24 protein-coding genes are annotated in these 22,480 nt (G+C 39.7%); 5 read left to right on the top strand and 19 right to left on the bottom strand.

The features are described from left to right. The 5 genes from apt to PVK79_RS11750 all read right to left on the bottom strand — a co-directional run bounded on the left by apt (nt 1) and on the right by PVK79_RS11750 (nt 3,139). Nucleotides 1–546 (bottom strand): adenine phosphoribosyltransferase, encoded by a 546-nt coding sequence (gene apt, locus PVK79_RS11770; RefSeq protein WP_145241580.1) that lies wholly within the window; start codon nt 544–546, stop codon nt 1–3. A gap of 137 nt (nt 547–683) precedes the next feature. After that, complete coding sequence (locus tag PVK79_RS11765; RefSeq protein WP_257325665.1) at nt 684–806, bottom strand: hypothetical protein; 123 nt, start codon at nt 804–806, stop codon at nt 684–686. Between the two features lie 73 nt (nt 807–879). Then, complete coding sequence (locus tag PVK79_RS11760; RefSeq protein WP_257325664.1) at nt 880–1,629, bottom strand: HvfC family RiPP maturation protein; 750 nt, start codon at nt 1,627–1,629, stop codon at nt 880–882. 1 nt (nt 1,630) lies between these two features. Continuing rightward, entirely contained in the window at nt 1,631–2,485 is an 855-nt protein-coding gene (locus PVK79_RS11755) for an HvfB family MNIO-type RiPP peptide maturase (RefSeq protein WP_442961539.1), read from the bottom strand. A gap of 87 nt (nt 2,486–2,572) precedes the next feature. Then, a complete protein-coding gene (locus PVK79_RS11750) occupies nt 2,573–3,139 on the bottom strand; it encodes an HvfA family oxazolone/thioamide-modified RiPP metallophore (RefSeq protein WP_145241576.1) in 567 nt (188 codons plus the stop codon). Between the two features lie 208 nt (nt 3,140–3,347). Between PVK79_RS11750 and PVK79_RS11745 the strand changes: the two genes are divergently transcribed. Both PVK79_RS11745 and PVK79_RS11740 read left to right on the top strand, forming a co-directional pair. Next, nucleotides 3,348–4,304, top strand: a complete 957-nt coding sequence (locus PVK79_RS11745; protein WP_182735411.1) for a tRNA-dihydrouridine synthase — start codon at nt 3,348–3,350, stop codon at nt 4,302–4,304. A 71-nt stretch (nt 4,305–4,375) separates the two neighbouring features. Then, nucleotides 4,376–4,720, top strand: a complete 345-nt coding sequence (locus PVK79_RS11740; protein ID WP_145241572.1) for a TraR/DksA family transcriptional regulator — start codon at nt 4,376–4,378, stop codon at nt 4,718–4,720. A 16-nt stretch (nt 4,721–4,736) separates the two neighbouring features. On the opposite strand, the gene PVK79_RS11735 is transcribed toward PVK79_RS11740, so the two are convergent. The 9 genes from PVK79_RS11735 to pyrC all read right to left on the bottom strand — a co-directional run bounded on the left by PVK79_RS11735 (nt 4,737) and on the right by pyrC (nt 13,470). Then, a complete protein-coding gene (locus PVK79_RS11735; protein ID WP_257325663.1) occupies nt 4,737–5,789 on the bottom strand; it encodes a hypothetical protein in 1,053 nt (350 codons plus the stop codon). A 62-nt stretch (nt 5,790–5,851) separates the two neighbouring features. Continuing rightward, nucleotides 5,852–7,111, bottom strand: coding sequence for a tetratricopeptide repeat protein (locus PVK79_RS11730; protein ID WP_257325662.1), 1,260 nt, complete (start codon nt 7,109–7,111; stop codon nt 5,852–5,854). Nucleotides 7,112–7,122: 11 nt separating this feature from the next. Continuing rightward, complete coding sequence (locus PVK79_RS11725; protein WP_145241566.1) at nt 7,123–7,740, bottom strand: energy transducer TonB; 618 nt, start codon at nt 7,738–7,740, stop codon at nt 7,123–7,125. After that, complete coding sequence (locus tag PVK79_RS11720; protein WP_054205753.1) at nt 7,740–8,144, bottom strand: ExbD/TolR family protein; 405 nt, start codon at nt 8,142–8,144, stop codon at nt 7,740–7,742. Before PVK79_RS11720 ends, PVK79_RS11725 begins: the two co-directional genes overlap by 1 nt. Nucleotides 8,145–8,158: 14 nt before the next feature. Further along, nucleotides 8,159–8,683: a MotA/TolQ/ExbB proton channel family protein gene (locus PVK79_RS11715; protein ID WP_145241564.1), complete on the bottom strand. Its 525-nt coding sequence runs from the start codon at nt 8,681–8,683 to the stop codon at nt 8,159–8,161. After that, the gene (locus PVK79_RS11710) at nt 8,683–10,047 is read right to left on the bottom strand and encodes a MotA/TolQ/ExbB proton channel family protein (protein ID WP_145241562.1); all 1,365 of its coding nucleotides are present in this window, start codon (nt 10,045–10,047) and stop codon (nt 8,683–8,685) included. Before PVK79_RS11710 ends, PVK79_RS11715 begins: the two co-directional genes overlap by 1 nt. 6 nt (nt 10,048–10,053) lie before the next feature. Further along, nucleotides 10,054–10,824: a DUF3450 domain-containing protein gene (locus PVK79_RS11705; RefSeq protein ID WP_145241560.1), complete on the bottom strand. Its 771-nt coding sequence runs from the start codon at nt 10,822–10,824 to the stop codon at nt 10,054–10,056. Between the two features lie 1,061 nt (nt 10,825–11,885). Continuing rightward, complete coding sequence (locus PVK79_RS11700; protein ID WP_145241558.1) at nt 11,886–12,095, bottom strand: cold-shock protein; 210 nt, start codon at nt 12,093–12,095, stop codon at nt 11,886–11,888. Between the two features lie 322 nt (nt 12,096–12,417). Further along, nucleotides 12,418–13,470 (bottom strand): dihydroorotase, encoded by a 1,053-nt coding sequence (pyrC, locus tag PVK79_RS11695; RefSeq protein WP_145241556.1) that lies wholly within the window; start codon nt 13,468–13,470, stop codon nt 12,418–12,420. A 249-nt stretch (nt 13,471–13,719) separates the two neighbouring features. Here pyrC and PVK79_RS11690 point away from each other — a divergent pair, with 249 nt between their 5' ends. Then, entirely contained in the window at nt 13,720–16,089 is a 2,370-nt protein-coding gene (locus tag PVK79_RS11690; RefSeq protein WP_145241554.1) for a bifunctional diguanylate cyclase/phosphodiesterase, read from the top strand. A 59-nt stretch (nt 16,090–16,148) separates the two neighbouring features. Here the strand turns inward: PVK79_RS11690 and PVK79_RS11685 are convergent, their stop codons facing one another. Then, complete coding sequence (locus PVK79_RS11685; protein WP_182758690.1) at nt 16,149–17,567, bottom strand: YjiH family protein; 1,419 nt, start codon at nt 17,565–17,567, stop codon at nt 16,149–16,151. 67 nt (nt 17,568–17,634) lie between these two features. After that, the gene (gene bamC / locus PVK79_RS11680; protein ID WP_145241551.1) at nt 17,635–18,696 is read right to left on the bottom strand and encodes an NlpB/DapX family lipoprotein; all 1,062 of its coding nucleotides are present in this window, start codon (nt 18,694–18,696) and stop codon (nt 17,635–17,637) included. A gap of 352 nt (nt 18,697–19,048) precedes the next feature. On the opposite strand from bamC, the gene PVK79_RS11675 reads away from it, so the two are divergent. Together PVK79_RS11675 and bcp are read left to right on the top strand one after the other, a co-directional pair. Next, nucleotides 19,049–19,582 carry a glycine cleavage system transcriptional repressor gene (locus PVK79_RS11675; protein ID WP_145241549.1) on the top strand — a complete coding sequence of 178 codons (534 nt, stop codon included), beginning with the start codon at nt 19,049–19,051 and terminating at the stop codon, nt 19,580–19,582. Between the two features lie 10 nt (nt 19,583–19,592). Beyond that, nucleotides 19,593–20,069: a thioredoxin-dependent thiol peroxidase gene (bcp, locus tag PVK79_RS11670; protein ID WP_145241547.1), complete on the top strand. Its 477-nt coding sequence runs from the start codon at nt 19,593–19,595 to the stop codon at nt 20,067–20,069. Nucleotides 20,070–20,216: 147 nt separating this feature from the next. Here the strand turns inward: bcp and PVK79_RS11665 are convergent, their stop codons facing one another. From PVK79_RS11665 to PVK79_RS11655, 3 genes are all read right to left on the bottom strand, one after another. Next, nucleotides 20,217–20,726, bottom strand: a complete 510-nt coding sequence (locus tag PVK79_RS11665; protein WP_257325661.1) for a nuclear transport factor 2 family protein — start codon at nt 20,724–20,726, stop codon at nt 20,217–20,219. An 85-nt stretch (nt 20,727–20,811) separates the two neighbouring features. After that, the gene (locus PVK79_RS11660; protein WP_257325660.1) at nt 20,812–21,693 is read right to left on the bottom strand and encodes an MBL fold metallo-hydrolase; all 882 of its coding nucleotides are present in this window, start codon (nt 21,691–21,693) and stop codon (nt 20,812–20,814) included. A gap of 67 nt (nt 21,694–21,760) precedes the next feature. Then, the gene (locus PVK79_RS11655) at nt 21,761–22,408 is read right to left on the bottom strand and encodes a DsbA family protein (RefSeq protein WP_182731890.1); all 648 of its coding nucleotides are present in this window, start codon (nt 22,406–22,408) and stop codon (nt 21,761–21,763) included. Nucleotides 22,409–22,480 lie beyond the last annotated feature (72 nt).

The raw sequence follows: 22,480 nt of genomic DNA, 5'->3' as shown, positions 1-22,480 counted from the left end.
TTATTCGCCTTCGAATTCAACCAATTTTAGGATTTTAATCCCCATTTTTGCAATGCGTTGCTCGCCACCAAGTTCTGGTAAAGAGACTACAAATGCTGCATCTGTCGCATGACCACCCAGCTTATTGACTAATTTAGCGGTCGCTTCAATGGTACCGCCGGTTGCTAATAAGTCATCGACTAAAAGCACTTTGTCACCTGGGACAATGGCATCTATATGCAGCTCTAATACATCTTCACCATATTCTAGCTGGTAATCTTGAGAGATCACTGCACGTGGCAGTTTGCCCGGTTTACGCACTGGAATAAAAGGAATACCTAATGCATATGAAAGCGGCGCACCGAAGATAAAACCACGTGATTCAGTACCTATAATCTTGGTAAAACCTTGATCTTTATAAGCTGAAATAAATGCATTAATTGTTGCTTGAAATGCAGCGGGATTAGCCATTAGCGTAGTTACATCACGGAACATAATGCCTGCTTTAGGGTAATCTGCAATAGTAGTTATGCTATCTTTAATGATAGATGGAGTTACTTGAGTCATAATTTAAACTGTTTTATCTGTAATATTACAAAGCAGACAATTATAACATCACAAAAATGAGTTGTCGGTAAGAAGTTAAATAATTAAGTAATAAGACTGTATTATATACAGCCTTATTATAATTTAGCAGTGCTAAATTAAGAGACTGTGGTGATCCAGCCTAGGATTGCATTTAAACAGCCGATTCCTGCAAACACAGCTAAGAACGCAAGAAAATACATTGCATTAAACGGATCTTTAAAATCTTTATCTTCTGACATAGGTACTACCTTTTATTAAGCGCGACGAATTAAGGCGCACATAATAGACGATGTAAAATAATCAATAAAGACTTTAAGGGTGATTTTTTGTCACGATAACGCCACGTTCCGCCATTGCATGTAATGTTACTGTAGCACCTTGAACAAGCTGTTCTGTAGTAAATTGCGGCGCTTGTAAAGCAACTTGCTCCACCAACGAAGCTAATTTGATACTCGGTGTTGTGTCTATAATTGCCAGTAATAATGCGGTCATTGCATTGGTAGCAAGAAATTGTACTTCGTCATCGGTATCGCGATACACCACAAAATAATGAGGCTGTTCACTAGGCTGCTGTGGTTGAAAATCAACACTGATATGCTGTACAGCAAACTGATAACTTAAATTTCGCGCGCAACTACTCATATAAAGAGGCACATTACTCAGCGGTGCATTAATGATGCAATCAGTTGGATCCGCATGCGCAACCGAGACATCAAGCTCAATCCATTCATAATGAGCAAGTTCAAGCATAAAGGGGGGATCAATTTCTTGCAATTGGTAATCACTACTTAAATACGCAATAAACTCACTAGCAATATCCAAAAAATAAGGTGATTGACAATCGTGTTCAGCAAAAAATTGGCGAACTAATCTTAACCAATTGTTATCGCTGTAGAGTGTTTTCAGAACCGGAAATGCTGAGGAAATAAAGCCATTGATATTATTGAAAAATAAATCACGGTAGATCGCCATACGACGCTCTTCAATGTCATCGAGCTTTGGTTGTGTATCTGGCGCTCGAATATGCGCCATAAACGCTTGTTGGGTTTCAATAAAATTCATATCAGGCACTTTCTTTACGCTGTATTATTGCGTGCTTGGCTTGTAGTTGATGAATTATATCCAGCTCTTTGGTAAGCTCAGCGATAGCTGGAATATTAAAATCACGTTCCAATAAAGTCGCAAACACTCCATGATGTTGATAAGCACGATCAAGTAATTGCCAAACAGGGTCAATCACGTCAGCGCCGTGAGTATCAATAAGTAAATCATCCGCCTCATTGAAATGCCCTGCGACATGACCATACGCTATACGTTGCGATGGCAAGCTAGCTAGAAAATGTTCTGCATCATAACCATGATTTATCGAATTCACATAAATATTATTTACATCGAGTAATAACTTACAATCAGCTTGCTGTAATATTTCAGTGGTAAATTCTAACTCGCTCATTTGCTGACCAGGTGCGGCATAATAAGACACATTTTCGATAGCTATTTGCTGCTCGAGAATATCTTGCACCTGTTTTATCCGCCCAACAACATGGGCAATCGCAGCTTCAGTAAATGGGATCGGCATCAGATCATACATGTGGCCGCTGCCGGAACAATAACTAAGGTGCTCACTAAAAAGCTTAACATTATGTGCTTTGAAAAAGACTTTTAATGCTTTAACAAATTCAATATCTAACGGTTCAGGAGAGCCGATGGATAATGACAAGCCATGACAAACAAAATTATTTGTATCGGTCAGTGACTTAAACTGCTTAGCAAAGCGACCACCGAGTTTTAACCAGTTCTCAGGCGCCACTTCCATAAAATCAATTTGCTTTGGTATCTGCATCAGCAATTCATCGAGCATTTCTCTACGCAGCCCAAGCCCTACCATGCCAAATTCACTGTTACTAGATACAGTCATATCAACTCCTTCATTTAAAAGGGCCACAATGCGGCCCTTTTATAAACATACTACTTAGCTAAAGTGCAGGTTACTTAACTTATCTAATTAATGGCTACCGCATTTGCCTTCTTTCTTAGCTTTAGCATCGCCGCCGCACTTACCTTCTTTGTTAGCTTTATCGTGTTTAGCGTCGCCGCCACATTTTCCTTCGCCGCACTTACCTTCTTTTTTTGCTTTATCGTGTTTAGCATCGCCGCCGCATTTGCCTTCGCCGCACTTTCCTTCTTTTTTAGCTTTGTCATGTTTAGCATCGCCACCGCATTTGCCTTCGCCGCACTTGCCTTCTTTTTTAGCTTTGTCATGTTTAGCATCGCCACCGCATTTGCCTTCGCCGCACTTGCCTTCTTTTTTAGCTTTGTCGTGTTTGGCATCGCCACCACATTTGCCTTCGCCGCACTTACCTTCTTTTTTAGCTTTGTCGTCTTTAGTTTTAGCATCTCCACCGCATTTACCTTCGCCACATTTTCCTTCTGTCGCGTCGACTTGGTAGCCCGTTACCATTTGTTGAAATTCAAACGGATTCGCTTGAACATCTGCAGAAATAAAACTTGTGCTACCTACTACTACCGCGCCTAATGTTAACGCGATTGAATTTTTTTTAAGTGTATTCATTTTATGACTCTCTCTAAACATACAAAGGTTGTACTAAGTAGACCTTGCTACAAAAATAATATTTCATTTAATCACATATTTTTATTTATTATTGATGATAACGCTACAAAGGAGTACAAAACTGGAGTTAACTATGGGAGTAAAATTGGCATTTATCAATGTTACAGGTAAAATACGCCTCCTTATGTAAAGTCAAAGTGCCCCTATCATGAAATTAGTTTTAGCGCCTATGGAAGGGGTTGTCGATTTTAAAATGCGTCAACTACTCACCGAAATTGGCGGTTTTGATTTATGCGTCACTGAATTTGTTCGTGTTATTGATGCCTGCCTGCCTGATAAAGTATTTCATCGCTATTGCCCAGAGCTAAATAATAACGGTTTCACTCGTTCAGGCACTCCTGTGCGTATCCAATTACTTGGCCAAGTTGCACACGCATTGGCTGAAAACGCAATCAAGGTAATAGAGCTTGGCTCTCACGGCGTTGATCTTAATTTTGGTTGCCCTGCTAAAACAGTCAATCGCAGTAAAGGCGGCGCCGTACTACTAAAAGATCCTGAACACATGTATGAAATCATTAAAGCAGTCCGTGATGCCGTGCCAAGCGAGCATCAAGTAAGCGCTAAAATTCGTTTAGGTTTTGATGATGACAGTAACAGTCAAGAAATTGTTGATGCCGTTGTCAGTGCCGGTGCCAATAGTATTGCCATACATGCCCGTACAAAGCGAGACGGTTATAACCCGCCGGCTTACTGGGAGAAGATTCCACCACTGATCAAAGATAAAAACATCGCCGTGGTCGCAAATGGTGAAATTTGGCAAGTAAAAGATGCACTACTTTGCCAGCAACGTAGTGGTTGCACAGACTTAATGCTTGGTCGCGGTGCATTATCGCATCCTGATTTAGCACGTAAAATAAAAGCACACTTTAATGATGAGCACTATGATGGCCTGCAGTGGGAGCATATTCTCTATCATCTGATCCATTCAGCCATACATCATGACCCAGCGAAAGATGAAAAGTATTTTGCTTCTCGTACTAAACAGTGGCTAGGCTATTTAAAGCGCCAATATAGCCAGGCCGATACTTTATTCGATGAGATCAGGCGCCTTAAAACAAAAGAAGATGTTGCAGGTGTTTTGAAAAAATATGCTATCGCACCTTAATTTGACACACATCATAGTCGGCTTTTTTAAATTAATGAATACTGCAGCATTGCTCAACGAGGACAATGACAATGATCAATGCTCAACATCACCTTCTAAGACTTAATACAGAGTTAGAGCAAGTAAGGCAGTGCTTGCTTACGACACTATCAAGCTCAAGTAACAAATCGCATCACTCGCTAGCTGAAACCTTGCACAAAAATAACCCTGAACAATGGTTAGAGCTTACGCAAAAGCAACTTGGCACTGAATATAAAGATATCATAGTACGCTTAGAACAACTTGAAGCGGCGGTCTGCCAAATCGATATCGGCCAATATGGTTATTGCTGTGACTGTGAAGAAAAAATTGACTCGCAACGGCTGAATGCCGATCCAACAGCGCAGCGCTGTGGCAACTGCGAGCCAAGGCTATAAAAATCAGCAAGCGGACTTACGAAGTTGTTAAAAGTGTTGCAAACGCAAAACTTTGCGCCGGATAAAAAATGATATCAGCCACTAAATAATCGACTTGTTGTGGCGTCATTTTCAGCCGTTTAAGCAAATTAACTTTCGCTTGTTGGACAGTCCAAGCATGGTAATGTATGCCAAGATCGGTTTCCATCATAGCTAACCAAAAAGTACGCTCTTCATTACTTAGTCCTGTTGCAGCTTGCCCAGCATAGCCTATCAGACTCTGATAATCTTGTGCCCAATCAAAGCCAACAAGCTTTTTATTAGACAATGCAAAACGCTGTGCAAGCACGGAATAGCGATGATCAACTGCTACATGGATAGAATATGCTTCTTGCTGCATTTCCTTCAACTGAGATTGTACTGCTACTAGCCAATTTATTGGTGCTTTAGTGACGCCTGAGAAGTAATTTAACTTACTTTGATACCAAGACCCACCATTTGATATGCCATGTAAACCAACACTACCTCGGGGTGCATAGAGCGCTAAATAATCATTAAATTCAGTTAGAGTGTGTTTAAGATTTTCTGGAAGATCAACGCGAGCAAGATTTTTAGTTACCTGCGCTTGTAAGGCATTAAGCTCGATTGAGTTGAGTCTAAGTTTGCTCTCTTTAGCAAGTATTAACTGCTGCTGGGTAAAACTAAGCCAATTTTTTATGTTTGCAGTAATATCGTGTTGCTGGTTATAGGCAAGCATGTTATCGAGCACAGGAATATACACCGGCCACGTAAAGTAACGCTGCGGAAAACGCTCTGCAATAATGAGGTAATCCAATGTGCGCTGAGCGACAGGAGTTAATTCAAGGGTTTGCATTGCTTGATATATGCTGTGGCGCTCTTTTAAATACGCATCACTGAATGGAAACTGTTGCTCGTTAACTGGTTTAATTTCACCTGTTGGTCTTAAAAATTGATTTAGTGTTTGCAACGCTTGCTGAGCTTGCTCTTTACTTTGATACTGATTATTCGTATCACCACATGCGCTCAAGAAAAGCGCTAAGAAGCATATCCATATTAGGTGTTTTATCATGAGTTAATCCAATAAAAAAAGCCCCATAGGGGCTTTTTATAAATTGCTATAGCGAATTAAAGTTAAATCTTAACACCGTTGCGAGCGGCTTTATCTTTAATAAATACAGACCAACCTTTCGCAAACTTACGCGTGCGAGGGTCATCCATTGCTTTAGTAATTGCAGCATAAGCTTGCTTATACTTTTCTTGATAGTAATAAGCTTCCGCTAAATCTGAATAAATAGTTCCTTTCTTATCAGAACCAAATTCAAGCGCCTTGTTCAGACGAACAACGGCAGCACTATAATTTTGCGATTGTAAAAGTAATGAACCTGCTTTGCGATAAAGCTCAGCATCGTCATCAAATTTAGCCGCTTCTTCATAGTACTTAGCTGCTTTTTCAATATCTTTTGAGCGATGATAGTTACTGGCTACTGCGCTGATATTTTGTTTATTACGCTTCACAATTTTATCATTGATAGACTTCTCTAAAACCTTAGCGGCTTTATAAGGAATTTCATTCAATGAATAAAAGTTAGACAAAACTTTATAATCAACTTCAGTTTCAAAATAACCATTTTTGTAAGCTACTTCCATCGTTGCAAGACCAGTTTTATAGTCTTCCGTCTGAAGGTAGTATTTACCTAAGCTTACCCATGCTTTTTTATCATCTGGCCAGATACGAACAATTTCTTCACCAACTTTGACCATATTTTTATAGTCTTTAAGCTCAAAGTAAGAACCTAATTTTAATTGGTAAGGGCCTTTGTTAGGCTCTTTTTGAAGTTTAATTGCTTTCTCAGCTGGTGTAAAAACATCACGGAATTTACCTAACTGATAGTTAGCTTGGGCTATACGAGTATAAACCGTTGCATCTTCTTCACCAGTAAAGTCCATCCATGCAACATAAGCATCTTTGGCTTTTTCATACTGCTCAGTACCAGCATACATATCGCCTAATGTTTTTAAACTTTGTTCTTGATCGGCAAAGTTCAAAACATCAGGGGCAACAGCTAATTTTAAGTAACCAATCGCAGTTTTGTACTGCTCTTTCTGGCCATACATGCTACCTAAATAGCGGTTAACTGTTGCTTTGTCGAAATCATCAGAAGCATCGATCTCTTTCAACATGGCGATAGCTTCATCAAGCTTTTCTTCGTTATACAAGTCAAACGCTTTTATAACTTTTTTACCAGTGCGCTCACCCATGATTCTAGTTTTTGCTTTCTTCCGCGCTTCAATTTTCGCGGGATCTGGCGCTGCTAGAACCGGTGCAGTAAATACTGCACCCGAGAAAGACATAAGTACCGCAAGTGCTGTTACTTTAGATAAATTTCTCATTACTTGCCTCCTTAATTGCCTTGGTTAATTTTAAAGTCTAGCTGAACTTGTAAGCCAACTTGCTTTTGTGGCTTACCGTCAATAATTTTAGGACGGTATTTCCACTTGCTCAAGGCGCGTTTAGCTTCTCTATCGAAAATACGTTTAGGGTCTGCGTCGATTACTTCAACATCAGTAACCCCACCCAATTCATCGATTGAGAATGAAAGTTGTACCCAACCTTCTTTGCCATCACGTGCTGCTTGTGTTGGATATTTTGGTTCAATACGAACGATTGGTGTCGCATCACCGTCTCGTCCGAATGCCCCTGGACCACTTAGACCACCTGCCGAACTTCCCACATTAATGCTTGGCATGTTAAATGACATAGCACCTGGATTTGGGTTGTTGTTTTCCGGCTGTGGCGGCTGCGGTTTAGGCGGCTGCTTTGGCGGTGGAGGCGGCGGAGGCGGTACTCGCTTCCGTTCCTGCACCTTAGATTCAGGCGGATTCGTCATAATTTCGACTATGATCTGCTCTTTTTGTTCCGTATTACGGTCAGCCCCACCAGAGATGAGGAAGGCCATGAAGTAGAACAAGCCGAAAGTAACTGCCCCACCTGCAATCAGTGAAAACAGAAAACGAATCATTACTGATCTCCAGCTATTGAAATTCTCAGGTTGTCGCCCGTCGCTTTGATCTGGTCCATAACTTTAACCACTACGCCGTGTTTTGCATCTTTGTCAGCTTGCAAAATTACAACTTCAGTAGGTTGTTCTGCTAATAAACTTTCAATTTTTGCTGAAACACGTTCAACATCAACTTGCTGTTTATCAATCCAGATTTCGCCGTTGTCACGAATTGCAATAAAAATGTTAGCATTTTTTTGCTTCGTAGCTTGGGCCGCTTTTGGTTTATTGACCTCGATACCAGCCTCTTTAACGAACGATGTAGTTACGATAAAGAAAATAAGCATGATAAATACGATGTCAAGCATCGGTGTCATATCTACCGTTGCATCTTCTTCTTCACGAAAACGTTGTTTACGTGCCATATTTAATTCTCTCTCTAGTGATGAGGCATACTATCAACAAGCTTGGCTTTCACCATTCTCGCTCTTGCCTCAAGGCGTGAGCTAAAGAATACTCCAGATAATGCCGCAACCATTCCAGCCATTGTTGGGATTGTTGCCATTGAAATACCTGATGCCATTAAACGTGCATTACCTGTACCTTGGCTTGCCATGGTTTCAAAAACCGCGATCATGCCTGTTACTGTACCAAGTAAGCCAATTAAAGGACAAACAGCTACTAATGTTTTAATCAACAACATACGCTGATCTAATTTTTCAGACGCTTCAGAAATCCATGCTTCACGGATTCTGTGTGCGTACCAAGACGTAGTGTCTTGGCGGGCATCCCACTTTGCTACAATTTCCGACGATAAACGAGGAAATTCTGCAAGTAAGAACCAATAGCGCTCAATCATTAAAACCCACATAAGAAAGAGTGCTATCGCGACCACGTATAAAACCTGGCCGCCTGTGCCAACAAAATCCCTGATAGATTCCCAGATCTCCATCAGGACTAGCATTAGGCTTTCTCCTTCTCCGCGTGAGTAGCAATAATACCTGCGCTTTGCTCATCAAGGATGTGTAATACCGACTTACTACGACCCGCAACAACAGCGTGAAGAAGAATAAGTGGTAGTGCAGCAATTAGACCTAGCGCAGTAGTTACAAGTGCTAGAGAGATGTTACCTGCCATGATCTTCGGATCACCTGTACCGAACAATGTGATTGTTTGGAACGTTAAGATCATACCGATTACCGTACCTAGTAGACCAAGTAACGGGGCGATTGCAGCAAGGATTTTAATGATATTGATACCAGCTTCAATGCGTGGCGTTTCACGAAGAATCGCTTCATCAAGTTTAAGCTCAAGGTTTTCAACATCTTGCGATTTATTGTCATGATACACTTTAAGAATACGACCCAGTGGGTTATTTGTATTCGGTGTAGACACGTTTTTAAGCTGGCTATTAATCTTACTACGAGTAAGTGTAAGGTCAATAAAGCGTACTAGTGTGATTAAGATACCTAAACCTAATAACGCAGTAATGATGTAACCAACTACGCCACCTTGGTGGAAGTATTCATCAAGTGTCGCTTTTTGTGTATTGATACGTAAGATAGCACCACGAGTCGGATCCACGTATACACCAGCATAGTTATCAGAAGACGTATTTTCTAAGTCTTTAATACCAGCAAGGATGTAACCATCAGGCTGTTTACCTAAAGGCTGAATTGATTTAGTTTCAGGCGAATAGATTAAGTAGCCATCGTCTGTTACTAAGTTGAAGTTACCGATACGTGTTACTTTCTTAACTGTCGCGTTACCGTCAAGACCTGCAACTTCAGTTTCGAATGTTGAAACTTTAGCTGACTCAGTCATTTCAGTTTGTAGTGAAATCCAAAGCTCTTCAAGTTCACGAACTGTTGGTAGTTCTTTAGCAGCAGCTAATGAACGTAAGATTTCAGCACGGCCAGGTTTTTCAGCAGAAACAAGTGATGCTTCGATTGAACCAATTGCATCTTGCGCAGCACGACGTACAACACCAAACATTTCACCCAACGTACCTTGTGCGCTTTGAAGAGCAGCCTCTTTCTCAGCTAAAGTATTTTCGTTTTGTGCATATTCTTTAGTTAAACGATCGCCACGAGCTTTTTCAGCAGCTAATTGGCTTTTTGCTTTATTAAGTAACGCTTGCTTATCAGCACGATCTGATAAGAATTCTTGCTCACGTTGCTTATTGATTTTGCCTTCAGATATACGCTCTTGCTTTACTTGCTCAAGAATTTTATCTAAAGCAGTGGTATTTGCATGTGCATTAAGCGCGGTACCTGCAGAAACAGATAGTACTGCTGCAACAGCAAAACCTTTAAATAGTTTCTTCATTATTGATTACTCCGCGCCAAAGATTGGTAGTTTAACAAGTTCTAATGTCGCTTGCTTACGCGCCATACGAATAACTTCTTTAACAGGTTTTAGGTATTCATCACCTAATTCTTTCCACTGTTTAGTATTGTTATCCCATACCCATGCGTGCTTTAAGTCAAACGATTGAGCAACGTAAGTGATACGACCAAGTTGGCCGAAATCAACGTTAATGCTCTTGCCATCAACTTCTAAAGTACCTTGTGAAGCAGCTACTAAAGAGCTATATGCAGCTTCGATAGTGTACGCCTCTAACACTTGACGGAACTTTTCTGAAGTAGTAACAGAAGAAGAAACCATTGTTTCACGTAATCTTTCAACACGCGCCAAACGATTGTCACTGTTAAACGGAACGTCCGCTTTGATGAATTGCTCGAGCGTATCGATCATGCGATACATCAAAGGCACAACGTTTTGTTTTGTGTTGTCGATCGTAGCGATTTGACGGTCAAACGATTCAATTGACGCGTTTTGGTCAGCGACCAAACGGGCAACGTGATCGTTGTATACTTTTAATAGCTCAGATTCATCAACAACGCTACGGTACTCAGCTAATAGCTCTTGAGTTTGACCATATACATTGTCAATTTTAGTTTGAGACTTAACCGCAGCCGTTTGAATTTGTAGACCTGCTTTTTGCACGTCATTCAAAGGATCTGCAATCACATTGCTGCTTGCGAATGCAAAAGCGCCAACCAACGCAGTTGCTACAAGACTCTTTCTGATTTTAACAGACATAGTTCCCAACCAATTAAGTAATGTTACTTTTATAATTTAATTACCTCCCGAAGGAGACAACCCTGATATCTTTTAATAGATATCAACCCTCCAATAATGCTAAATGCAATGCACGCTGTCAACTTGATGTTTGGAATTAACCATAAATAAATTAATTCAATCATTGCAAACTAAAACACAAAAAACAAAGGATTAACATAAATGTAACAGAGGTGGATTTTCATATAGGATGAAAGCCGCTTACTAACAACAGTTTTACCTCCCTTAATGAAAGAGAAAACATTAATGTAACATTTTATGTGTAATCAAGCAGGGTTAAAAAAAGTTCATAATAATTTCGAATAAGCGTAATCATTCAGTAAAAAAGCCTTTTTATGCAGCAATAACCTAGGTGTTTCGTACAAAAAACAAGCACCCGACCTTTAAAAGAAATCGTAGCCGCAATTTTACAAACAGAAGTTATATTTGTTTTTTATCTACAAGACTTAAAGGCGCACTGTAAATGTTACCAATATATTCGAAATAATAACGCTATATACCCAATTTCTTTTATACCGATTACTAACCGTGCCAAACTTGTCTATGAACAATCAGAGGTAAAATAGCATTATCTAATTAAATACTAATTTATACCAATCGTGTTAAGTTACTGACCATTTATAGCGACATATAAATACAGTGATAACAAGGCGTAACTTTTGACATGCAGTTGTTCTACTTGAAAAAATTATAACGCAGTTAGCGCTTTATTTAGCTCGCTAGAATGGTTGAATATTTAAGTCGATTGGTATTAATTAAAAACATCATCGTTATTGGTGTTGAGTAGCTGACTAACTGTATACAGTTGGTATAAAAAGTTTATTGAGGGACGCAAGGATGTACACCGCTTGTATTGAGCAGCATTTGGTCTAGTGAAATAGCATTCAGAATTTAGTGTATATTTATTGAATTTAAAAAGTAGCGGTAGAAAGTTTATTTTAAAAAAGAATTTGATGAGGGGGAAATTATGGTGAAACAGAGTCCTGTTTCACCAAGTTGAACCTAGGTTCACATAATAAAAATTATGCTAATTCTACGTTCTCAGCTTCAGGGCCTTTTTGGCCTTGCTTGATGCCGAAAGACACTTGTTGGCCTTCGCTTAGAGTGCGAAAACCTGAGCCTGTAATAGCGCTGAAATGTACGAATACGTCAGGACCATTTTCTTGTTCAATAAAACCGAAACCTTTAGCTTCGTTGAAGAACTTAACTTTACCAGTAACCGTGTTTGACATACCAAATTTTCCTGTAAGTCAATAATTAAAATTCAGCCAGATTGGCTATATCCTCCCTGAGTGAATGCCCAATAAATCGCTGGGATAAAGTACAGGAAGAAGTAATAACCATTAACCGGAAACCTTACACGCCGCACATTAACCAAAAAATTCAATACGCAAAAACTCAAAGCAAGTTAAGGTTAACACAATATAATTGTTTTAGCTCTATTAATTCAGAATTATTTTAATGCTTTTAACATCAACTCAATAAAACTGTTCAAGTGATTAATTTTAATACAAAAAGCACACCTTTCTCAGCTGTGCTTTACTTACTCTATGGTTATTTGATCAGCCAATCAATTGTACTTTCGGCTTTAATTGGCACCACGTGATCATTTCCTAATGGGTAACTTGCTGGCACTGTCCATGGTTGCTTTATAAGGGTAACAGTATCTGCATTACGTGCTAAACCATAAAAGTCTGGACCAAAATGACTTGCAAAGCCTTCAAGCTTATCAAGCGCTCCGGCCTCCTCAAATGCTTCAGCGTATAACTCAAGTGCAGCATGAGCGGTGTATGCACCGGCACATCCACATGCGGCTTCTTTTTTATCTTTATAATGCGGCGCCGAATCTGTACCTAAGAAAAACTTAGCACTGCCACTGGTCGCAGCACTAATAAGTGCTTGTTGGTGTGTATTACGCTTTAATATTGGTAAACAGTAGTAATGTGGGCGGATCCCTCCCGCTAACATATGATTACGGTTATACAATAAATGATGTGCAGTAATGGTTGCAGCCACATTATCAGAGGCATTATTTACAAAATCAACGGCATCTTTAGTGGTGATGTGTTCAAGCACAATTTTTAAATCTGGGAAGTCTTGTACAACATCCACTAAAATAGTTTCTAAGAATACTTTTTCACGATCAAATATATCAATCGATGAATCTGTCACTTCACCATGGATCAGCAATAACATACCGACTTCTTGCATGGCTTTTAATGCTGGGTAAATCTTTTTAATTGATGTTACACCAGAATCAGAATTTGTTGTCGCACCTGCTGGATACACTTTAGCAGCAACAATTTTACCAGTTGCATGTGCTTTTTTAATCTCATCCGCGCTCGTATTATCTGTTAGATAAAGCACCATTAATGGCTCAAAATTTCCTTGTGGCCCGGCCGCCATAATACGGTCGCGATACGCTAAAGCAGTTTCAGTACAGGTTGCCGGAGGAACTAAGTTTGGCATAATAATAGCGCGTCCCATATAGCGGCTAATATCACGCACTGTATCTTTTAGTTGATCCCCATCACGTAAATGAACATGCCAGTCATCTGGACGAGTGATAGTTAACGTTGACTGAGTGTCGAAGGCTTGCTTTGTCATTACTTGTTTCCTCGGCTGAATTTAGTTGATCATATGCATATGCCCTATCTGAGTAAAGATTTTATTGCGGTTTTTCCTGATGCTTTTTATCAACAGATAGAATGAAAACACTGGTTCATCAATCGTTTGGCGTGCGTTTACCTTTACAAACATACCTCGTTAATTTTATTTATTCTTTGTCTAAACGTTAACATTCCGTTAATCTATAAGTATATCAATGACACAAAACGGTATATTCACGCGTGGCATATGCAGAATAAAGTAGACTTATCTTCAGCGCTTGATGCAAAAACCGAGCAACTGAGTATTATTAATCAGTTTTCTTCAAGCTTATTACAGTTAGATAAACTCGATGAATTATTCGACTACGTGACCACTGAAGTAGTTAAGCGGTTAGGCTTTGTCGATTGTGTTATTTATATTGCCGATGAAAGTGCTACAACCTTACATGAAGTCGCATCAATGGGAGTGTCACCTGCAGATAGTAACTATGCCGTAGAACGAAAAACTATCGCATTTAATCAAGGCATTACTGGTTATGTTGCTTCTACAAGTCGCGCTGTTATCATTGGTGATGTCAGTACTGATAGCCGTTATATCGCAGATGTACGCCCTGCAATGTCTGAACTATGCGTACCATTAGTTTATAAGCAGCAGGTTTTAGGAGTTATAGACTGCGAGCACCCGGTGCGTAACTATTTTAGTGATGCCCATCTTGAAATTTTAACCACCGTTGCGCATTTACTCAGTGCCAAAATAAATCAGGTCAATACTGTTGAGAACTTGCAACAAACGGTGAGTAAATTAAATGCTGCACAAAAGCTAGAAGGAACGCTCTTACAAATAGCAAATTTAACCTATCAAGCCAATGACTTAGATACTTTTTTAGAAGCATTGCATGGCATTATGACCAACTTGCTACGCGCTGATAACTTTTTGGTAGGGCTATACAACAAAAATATCGATATCCTCGATATTGTTTACATTGTCGAGGAAGGAGTACGTTCAAATGCTCATAAAAAAATATCAAAAGAGCAACTAAAACATACCGCATCCTATTACCTTTTAAATTCCGAACAGCCATTACTATTAAATAAAAAAGAATATCAACAACATATAAATGATGGCCATTTTAAAATGGTAGGCCGCCAGTCAGAATCTTGGCTTGGTGTTCCATTTAAAGTAAGCGAACATATAAGTGGTGTGATCGTAGTACAAAGTTACGATAAAACTCACCATTATAATGATCATGACCGCGCTCTACTGACGTATGTCAGCCGCCAAATTAGTATGGCTATCGACAGACAACTATCTCGCCAAGCACTTGAACATCGCGCTTTGCATGATGAATTAACTGGGCTTGCTAATCGCTCTTTACTGATTGACCGCATTAAGCACGGCATCTTACGGCTAACTCGAACACCCAAAGGGCGATATCATGCGTTGCTGTATCTAGATTTCGACCGCTTCAAAAGCATCAATGATTCTTTAGGGCATGAAGTGGGCGATCACTTTTTAATCGCCATTTGTAAGTTAATTAAAGGCACAATTCGAAATACCGATACATTCGCACGACTCGGTGGTGACGAGTTTGCTATTTTTATGGAAAACATCACTCATAAAAACCAAGTTAATGATGCATTAAAGCGGATTAAAAAAGTACTCGCTAAACCACTTAATATTGATGGCCATTTACTGCAAGCTTCTACTAGTATTGGCGTTGCATTTTGCGAAAACGAAAATGATAAAGCCTATCAGTTATTACAGCATGCAGATGCTGCAATGTACGAAGCTAAATCAACAGGCCGTGGCCAAGTCAGATTTTTTAATAACACCATGCGTAAAAAGCTTAAAAGTCACGCAGATATAGAAAATGATCTACAACATGGCATTGAGCATCATGAATTTGAGTTATATTATCAGCCGATCTTTGCTATACAGCAATGTAACGTTGTAGGTTTTGAAGCGCTCGTTCGTTGGCACCACCCACGCAAAGGCTTTGTTTCACCTAATGATTTTATTTCAATAGCAGAAAACACTGGGCAAATAATTAATCTCGACCTGCATTTATTAGATCTGGCAGGAAAACAAATAGCTGCGTGGCAACAACAAGGTAAACGTTTCTTGCGTGTGACGGTGAATGTTTCCTCACGACACTTTGCAAGTGTAGACTTTATCTCGCAAATTCATGCTATTTATAATAAATATGAGCTAGCATTAGGCTCCTTATGTTTAGAGATCACCGAATCAGGTTTGATCGAAAACTTAGAATTAGCAACCAAGATAATTGAAGGGTTAGCGCCATTAAAAGTAAAGTTATGTTTAGATGATTTTGGCACCGGATACTCTTCTTTGGGTTACTTACACCAACTGCCAATTCATGTGCTAAAAATTGATAAGAGCTTTATTGACCGTCTTAAAGACACCGCCACGCCATTAGTTGATGCCATTTTGTCATTGGCATCATCACTTAAGTTAGATGTTGTAGCCGAAGGAATTGAAACGCAAGAGCAACTCGCCATATTGCAAAAAACTCAATGTGATTTTGGCCAAGGCTTCTTAAAAGCCAAACCCCTGCCCGCCGCTCAAGCAATTTTATTGATTGATAAACCACTTTAAAACAACCATAAAAAAGCCCTGATTAATCAGGGCTTCTTGCAAATAAAAAACAGGCAGAATCAGCCAACCAACCAATGTGCCATCAGAGCAATAACGGGTAACGTGATCAAGGTTCTGAGAATAAATATTACAAACAATTCAAATATATTTACTGGGATTTTACTACCCAATAAAAGCGCGCCCACTTCTGACATGTAAATTAACTGGGTTACACTCATTGCCGCAATAATAAAGCGAGTAACATCACTTTCAATCGTGCCAGCAGCTAAGATTGATGGAATAAACATATCCGCAAAGCCAACCATGATCGTTTGCGCGGCAGCTTCTGCTTCTGGTATTTGTAATAACTCTAAAAATGGGATGAACGGTTTACCTAAATAAGCAAATATCGGCGTATATTCAGCAATAATTAATGCGAATGTGCCCACAGCCATCACTACAGGTAATACTGCAAACACCATATCTAATGCGTTGTGAATGCCTTCTTTCATGGTACCTGCAAAGCCCGGTGAGTTTTTAGCTTTGTGCAGCGCGACATGTAGGGCATGTTTAAACACATTTTTGCCATGCGGCACGCGCTCTTTGTGCTGATCAGGCTGACTACCATCAATATATATATCTTTCTTAAAGCTCAATGGCGGTATACGTGGCACGATCAGCGCAGCAACAACTCCCGCTAAACAAACCGTTAAATAAAATGGGGCAAATAATTTTTCTAGTCCGACTTGGCCTAATACCACCAAACAAAACGTAATTGATACCGCAGAGAATGTAGTACCGATAATCGCCGCTTCACGCTGAGTGTAATGCTTTTCTTCATATTGGCGCGCGGTCATTAAAATACCCACACTGCCATCGCCTAACCAAGAGGTTGCACAATCAACAGCACTTCGTCCTGGCACGCCAAATAACGGGCGCATTACTCTAGTTAATAACGTGCCTACTAGCTCCAGCAAACCAAAATTTAACAATAAAGGCAGTAATAAGCCCGCTAAAATAAACACCGAAAATAGCACTGGTAATAAATCTTTTAGCACTAAGCCACCGGTACTTCCTGATGTAATACCATCGAAAAGCGGAATTAAAAACTCTGGTAATGTCGATTTAAAATCCGGATTATTAATGCTTAAAACCGTTAAGATAATAAACGCCATACCAAATAAACGGATCACTAGCCAAAGCCAATGCACATCAAAAAGATGCTTTAAAATAGTAGATTTCATTAATACCTCAGGCTTAAAAACCTTGAATATCAATGATAAAACACCTGTAGTACAAATAATTAATGTAATCAACGTATCGGCATACGATGTAATATGAGCTTGCACCGCTTTTGCCATAACAGCGATAGGAATAGTCATTGCCCCGTCCATTGGCACTGGAGTCATGAATAAGAGAACCCCAATTAGAGACGGAACTAAAAAATTAAACCATATCTTAAAGTCAAACTGCGGGTGAGAGGAAGTTAGATTAGACATTGTTTTCAACCTGTAAAAACCACAAAAAGAGCAAAAGCTCTTTTTGTGGTGTTATTATTATTTATTATTAAATTTTAATACCGCGTTGACGCAAAGCACTTTCTAACGCTTGTTGTAAGTCATTCATCGTACCAGGCTCTAACGTTGTGCCTTCATCGTCCATCCACGTTAAGCTAGTACCACCTTCTTTGGTGCGACTGACTAAAATTTGATATTGGCCATTTTCAATCGGTAATTCAGCAAGCTCTTCACCCCAAATTGAATCCCAAACACTTGATTCAGGTTTGTTGTAATCAGCTGTGATCAAACCACGATCTTGGTCAATTTCAACAATCGTAAACGACAAGCGCTCAAGGAACCCTGAGAAACGATCAAATATTAATGAGTAATCCTGTTCCGTTACCAGCGCCGCATTACCTTTATTGTCAAAGCCCATTTCCAACGAAATAATGCCTTGTTGTTTGCGAATTTCAACTTCAAGTTGACGATAACGATAATCAAATTCAGCCACAACTTGATTTAGTGCACGCACTTCTAGTTGCTGTTGCAAAATTGGCGTCAATGGCACATCTTTACTATTGTATTCCGCTAGCTTAGCGCTTAACGAAGCAGTACGCTGATGTGACTTCTCTTCAATAGTAAAAATAAAACGTTGCTCAGATACAGCGGTATCGCTATTCCACAACCAACCTTCCTCGGGTTTGATAATCGCATACCAGTCAGTTTCAATCGAACCTAATGACTTATCTTGTTTGATTGCCTTTGTTTGATGCTCAGTTAACACAGCGTGTACTGAATCCCAAATAAACTCATCTAAATTTGCAATACCATCGTTTTTATCAAAATAAACGCGTGCTTGTTTATCACCTTCTTCAACCCAACTGCCTTTTGCCACAGTTAATACTTGTGCTGGGGGACGATAGTTTGTTGAATCCGGATCATTATTATATTCTGCCACATCCATTTTATAAATGGGGTCTAAAGCTGGCTGAGCCAATTGTCCTGGCACTTGTACCGGCTCACTGGCACGGTAATTACGTTTTTGATGCGCTTCGTCAGTGAACACACCACATCCTGACAAGCTAACCAATACGCTTACAGCAAGCGCTTTTGGGATCCAATACTGCACAGATAATTCTCCTTAGCATACCCTTAATTGTTTTAACAAATATATGAGTGGGTTATGCCGATTTGGTTCAGTGTAAAGCCAATATTAACTTTACGTATCTTGTTTTTATGCAAACCCCGTTACTTTAGGGCACGGCTAAACGTAAATGTAAGCCAGTCTATATGCAAAATTTTAACTATGGTACTTTCCCATGCCACTAAAAACAAGAAACACCGTGCTTTAATAACAGCTTAATTATCTCGGCCTGTAGTTTAGCGATTGTTTTGTGTTAAACTTCGCCGCCGTGTGGTGGTAATTGCCGGCTCAGCTTACTCTGATTGTTATTAATAATATAACCTAGGTACTTGAATTCATGACTGCTTTTTCAAATCATCAGATCGTTTTAACTGCTATTGGCGATGATCGCCCTGGTATTGTCAGTGAATTAACCCAATTAGTCAGTGACTGTCACTGTAATATTATTGATAGTCGCATTGCCATCTTAGGCAATGAATTTACATTTATTATGCTGTTATCAGGTGATATGTCGGCAATCAGCCGCATTGAACACACCCTGCCCCTCAAAGGCATGGAGCTGGGCTTACTCACTATGATGAAGCGGACAGCCAGTCATACTCAAAGTGAATTTTGTGCCGGCTACACCCTCGAATATACAGGTATCGACACACCAGGCACGTTAAGTAAAGTTACCCGCTTTTTTGCCGACAACCACATTAGTATTTGTTCTTTAAAGTCAGATACCTATGACGAAGAAAAAGATACAAAAATGCGCTGTGAACTGGAGTTTAACATTCCTGTTGAGGTTGACATTGATACGTTTAAAGTCCAATTTGAAGATCTGTCGCGTACTCTAAACGTAGATTACATATTTCGACGCATTCGCTAAGGAGCAAAGCATGAACACAATTAATCCATTACAAGCCGGTGACAAAGCACCCGCTTTTAGCCTACAAAATCAAGATGACGAAACAATCGTCCTTGCAGAGCTATTAAAAGAGCAGCAAGTATTAGTGTACTTTTATCCAAAAGCATCAACACCTGGTTGCACCGTGCAAGCTGAAAACTTACGTGATGAAAAAGCCGTGTTAGCACAGCTAAATACCCGCGTGGTTGGTATCAGCCCTGATCCGGTAAAAAAATTAAAGAACTTTGAAACCAAAAAAGAATTAAACTTTGACCTACTTTCAGACGAAGATCACGCGATTGCAGAAGCATTCGGCGTATGGGGCTACAAAAAGTTTATGGGTAAAGAGTACGACGGTATTCACCGTTTAAGCTTCTTGATCGGCCAAGACGGAACAATAAAGCACTTTTTCGATAAATTTAAAACCAAAGACCATCATCAAGTGGTGCTGGATTATTTGACTAAATAATCGGTGCTAGGTGCTAGGTGCTAGGTGCTAGGTGCTACAGAGTTGAACTTAAGCGTTGCCTATTGGCAACGCTTTTTTTATGCACGAGAGTACGAAATAAAAGCGCACCTACAACATACTTGTAGTTGTTATTAAAAAACTACTTTTTTACATGACATCGCTAACGGTTTTACTATCAACAAATTGTTCAAAACTGATGATCTTACCCTCTTTGAGTATCCATAAATGGGCGACTCTGGCCTTAAAAAATTTGCCTGTGGCTTTATTGGTTCCGCTATAGCTACCATAAGCAAACACCTTGTCGCCAGCAGCAACATAGTCTTCTACCGCAAAATTATAACCATTCCATTCACAGCCTAACCGTACAAATACTTTTTTTTCAATTTCATCAAAGCCTTGGTAGGTTCCGGCATATGGAAAACCAGCGGCTTCCGTCCATTGTGTTTCGTTTGTTATATAACGCTTGAGGTTTTTACCGTTTTCTTCTGAGGTCTTACCTTCATAAGTACTTTTTACAATATCAAGATTGGTCATCAATTTAGTCTCCAGATTAAAACTATTGTAATGTTCTAATGACGATATTTTGGCAGTGGTACTGCATGCTTGAAGCATAGCCAAAGCCATTACTATCGTGATTACTCGCGGAATTTCCCCCATGAAATGAAGCCTGTACAAAGAGTTGAACAGACCTTTCAAACTGCAAGCAGCTTGAAAAGCCCTAAATAAATTTAAGCTGTAGTAATTAGCCCCAAGGCATCTCGCCCATAATAACTTTGGCACTTAACGCCAATACGCTATCGCCGCCAATATTTGGATAGCTTGCTTTCATTTTACTCATCAATTCACTTGAATTAGCTGAAGACTTGGCTGCAGCTTCAAAGTCTTGAATGTATTTGCGAGTAAAGTGCACCGCTTCAATAGTCAATGGCTTATCACCTAACATATGACCAGAGATCACAGTTTTAGGATGCAGCTGCTTAATAACATCAAGGGTTTTATACCAACTTTGACGTGATTCAGGTGTTTGCGTATCTGCTAAAAAAACATGCATGTTGTTAAATACCACAACACCACCCAACATAGTTTTAGTCGAAGGGATCCATACAAAAGTATGTTTTGGATCATGACCGTCAAGACCAACAATATTCACTTTTTCACCATCAACCAATAAGGTGTCGCCTTGCAATACTTCTGGCAAAACTAGTTTTTGCGGTGCGTTTTCTTTAAGAATTGGCCCCCAATAAGCCTTTTTAGGCGCCATTGACGCTTTAATATAATCTCGGGTTTTAGCAGTTGATAATAACTTAGCATCAGGATAGGCCTCGGTGATCACGTCTAAGCCAAAATAATAGTCAGGATCACCATGACTAATGTAAATAGTGGTTAATTTTTTACCTGATTTTTTAATCAACTCAACCACTGATTGTGCGTCATTACGCTGAAATTGCGCATCAACTAAAACCGCTTCGGTTGGACCGCTGATCAACACCGAACTAACTGGGAACGTGCTTTTTTGTTGTGGATTAAACACACTGGTTTCAAGTGTTGCACTAACCGCATTGGCAGATACTGCCATCATTGTAGCAAGCGTGCTTGCCTGAATTAATTTAGATAAAAATGTCATAGTAGCCTCTAAAATGTCGCTCATTTAGCGAGTAAATTGGGTGTTTTTAAACGTGTAAAATTATTGGTTAATCAATCGTATTAATTAATTGTTTTACATAAGCTAACCACTGCTGTGGCTGACCGTAATAACGCGAGTGGTCTAATTTAGTAAATGCGCCATCGCTGTGCTCAAACGCAAGTGTTGGAAACCCACTACCGCCAACTAAATTCAACATCTGCCGCGCTTTAATTATTTGCTGCTGCGTTTTTTCGCCACTAAAAAGGTCAAACGCATTTAAAAAAGCCCTAGAGCTAGCACCAAGTTGAGTGGCTATGTTAGCTAAATTAGCTATATCAGACTGAGAACGGCCAAGTACAAATTGATCAACTTGCATTCTATGCAGCATGGCAACAGTATTAAGACCTAAAGATCCACCAGCTAATAGCGCCGTGATCGGCGTATCTGAATCTAAAATTCGCTGCTTATCATCTAATAACGTTTCATAATAAGTTGGACTAAATACTTGCCCCGTTAAACTCGTGATCCTGTTATCCATGGCGATTATTTGCTGATGAAAATCAGCTGATAACTGACGTTTATTAGCCCCTGAAAATAAGCCGCCGCCATACAGCTTAATATCTATTGTTGTTAATTGAGTGAGCTCATCAATCAGCGGTGCGACGGCATAACACCAACCACACTGCGGATCCATAATGAAATGCAAGGTCTTCATTTTATTTTCCTGTCAGCAGTATTAAATTTATGAAACAAGTATAAATTGCAAATATGTTGCAATAAACATCAC

The organism is Pseudoalteromonas rhizosphaerae (genome assembly GCF_028885455.1).
Taxonomy (GTDB): Bacteria; Pseudomonadota; Gammaproteobacteria; order Enterobacterales; family Alteromonadaceae; genus Pseudoalteromonas; species Pseudoalteromonas rhizosphaerae.
This window is presented reverse-complemented; position numbering and strand designations above follow the sequence as displayed.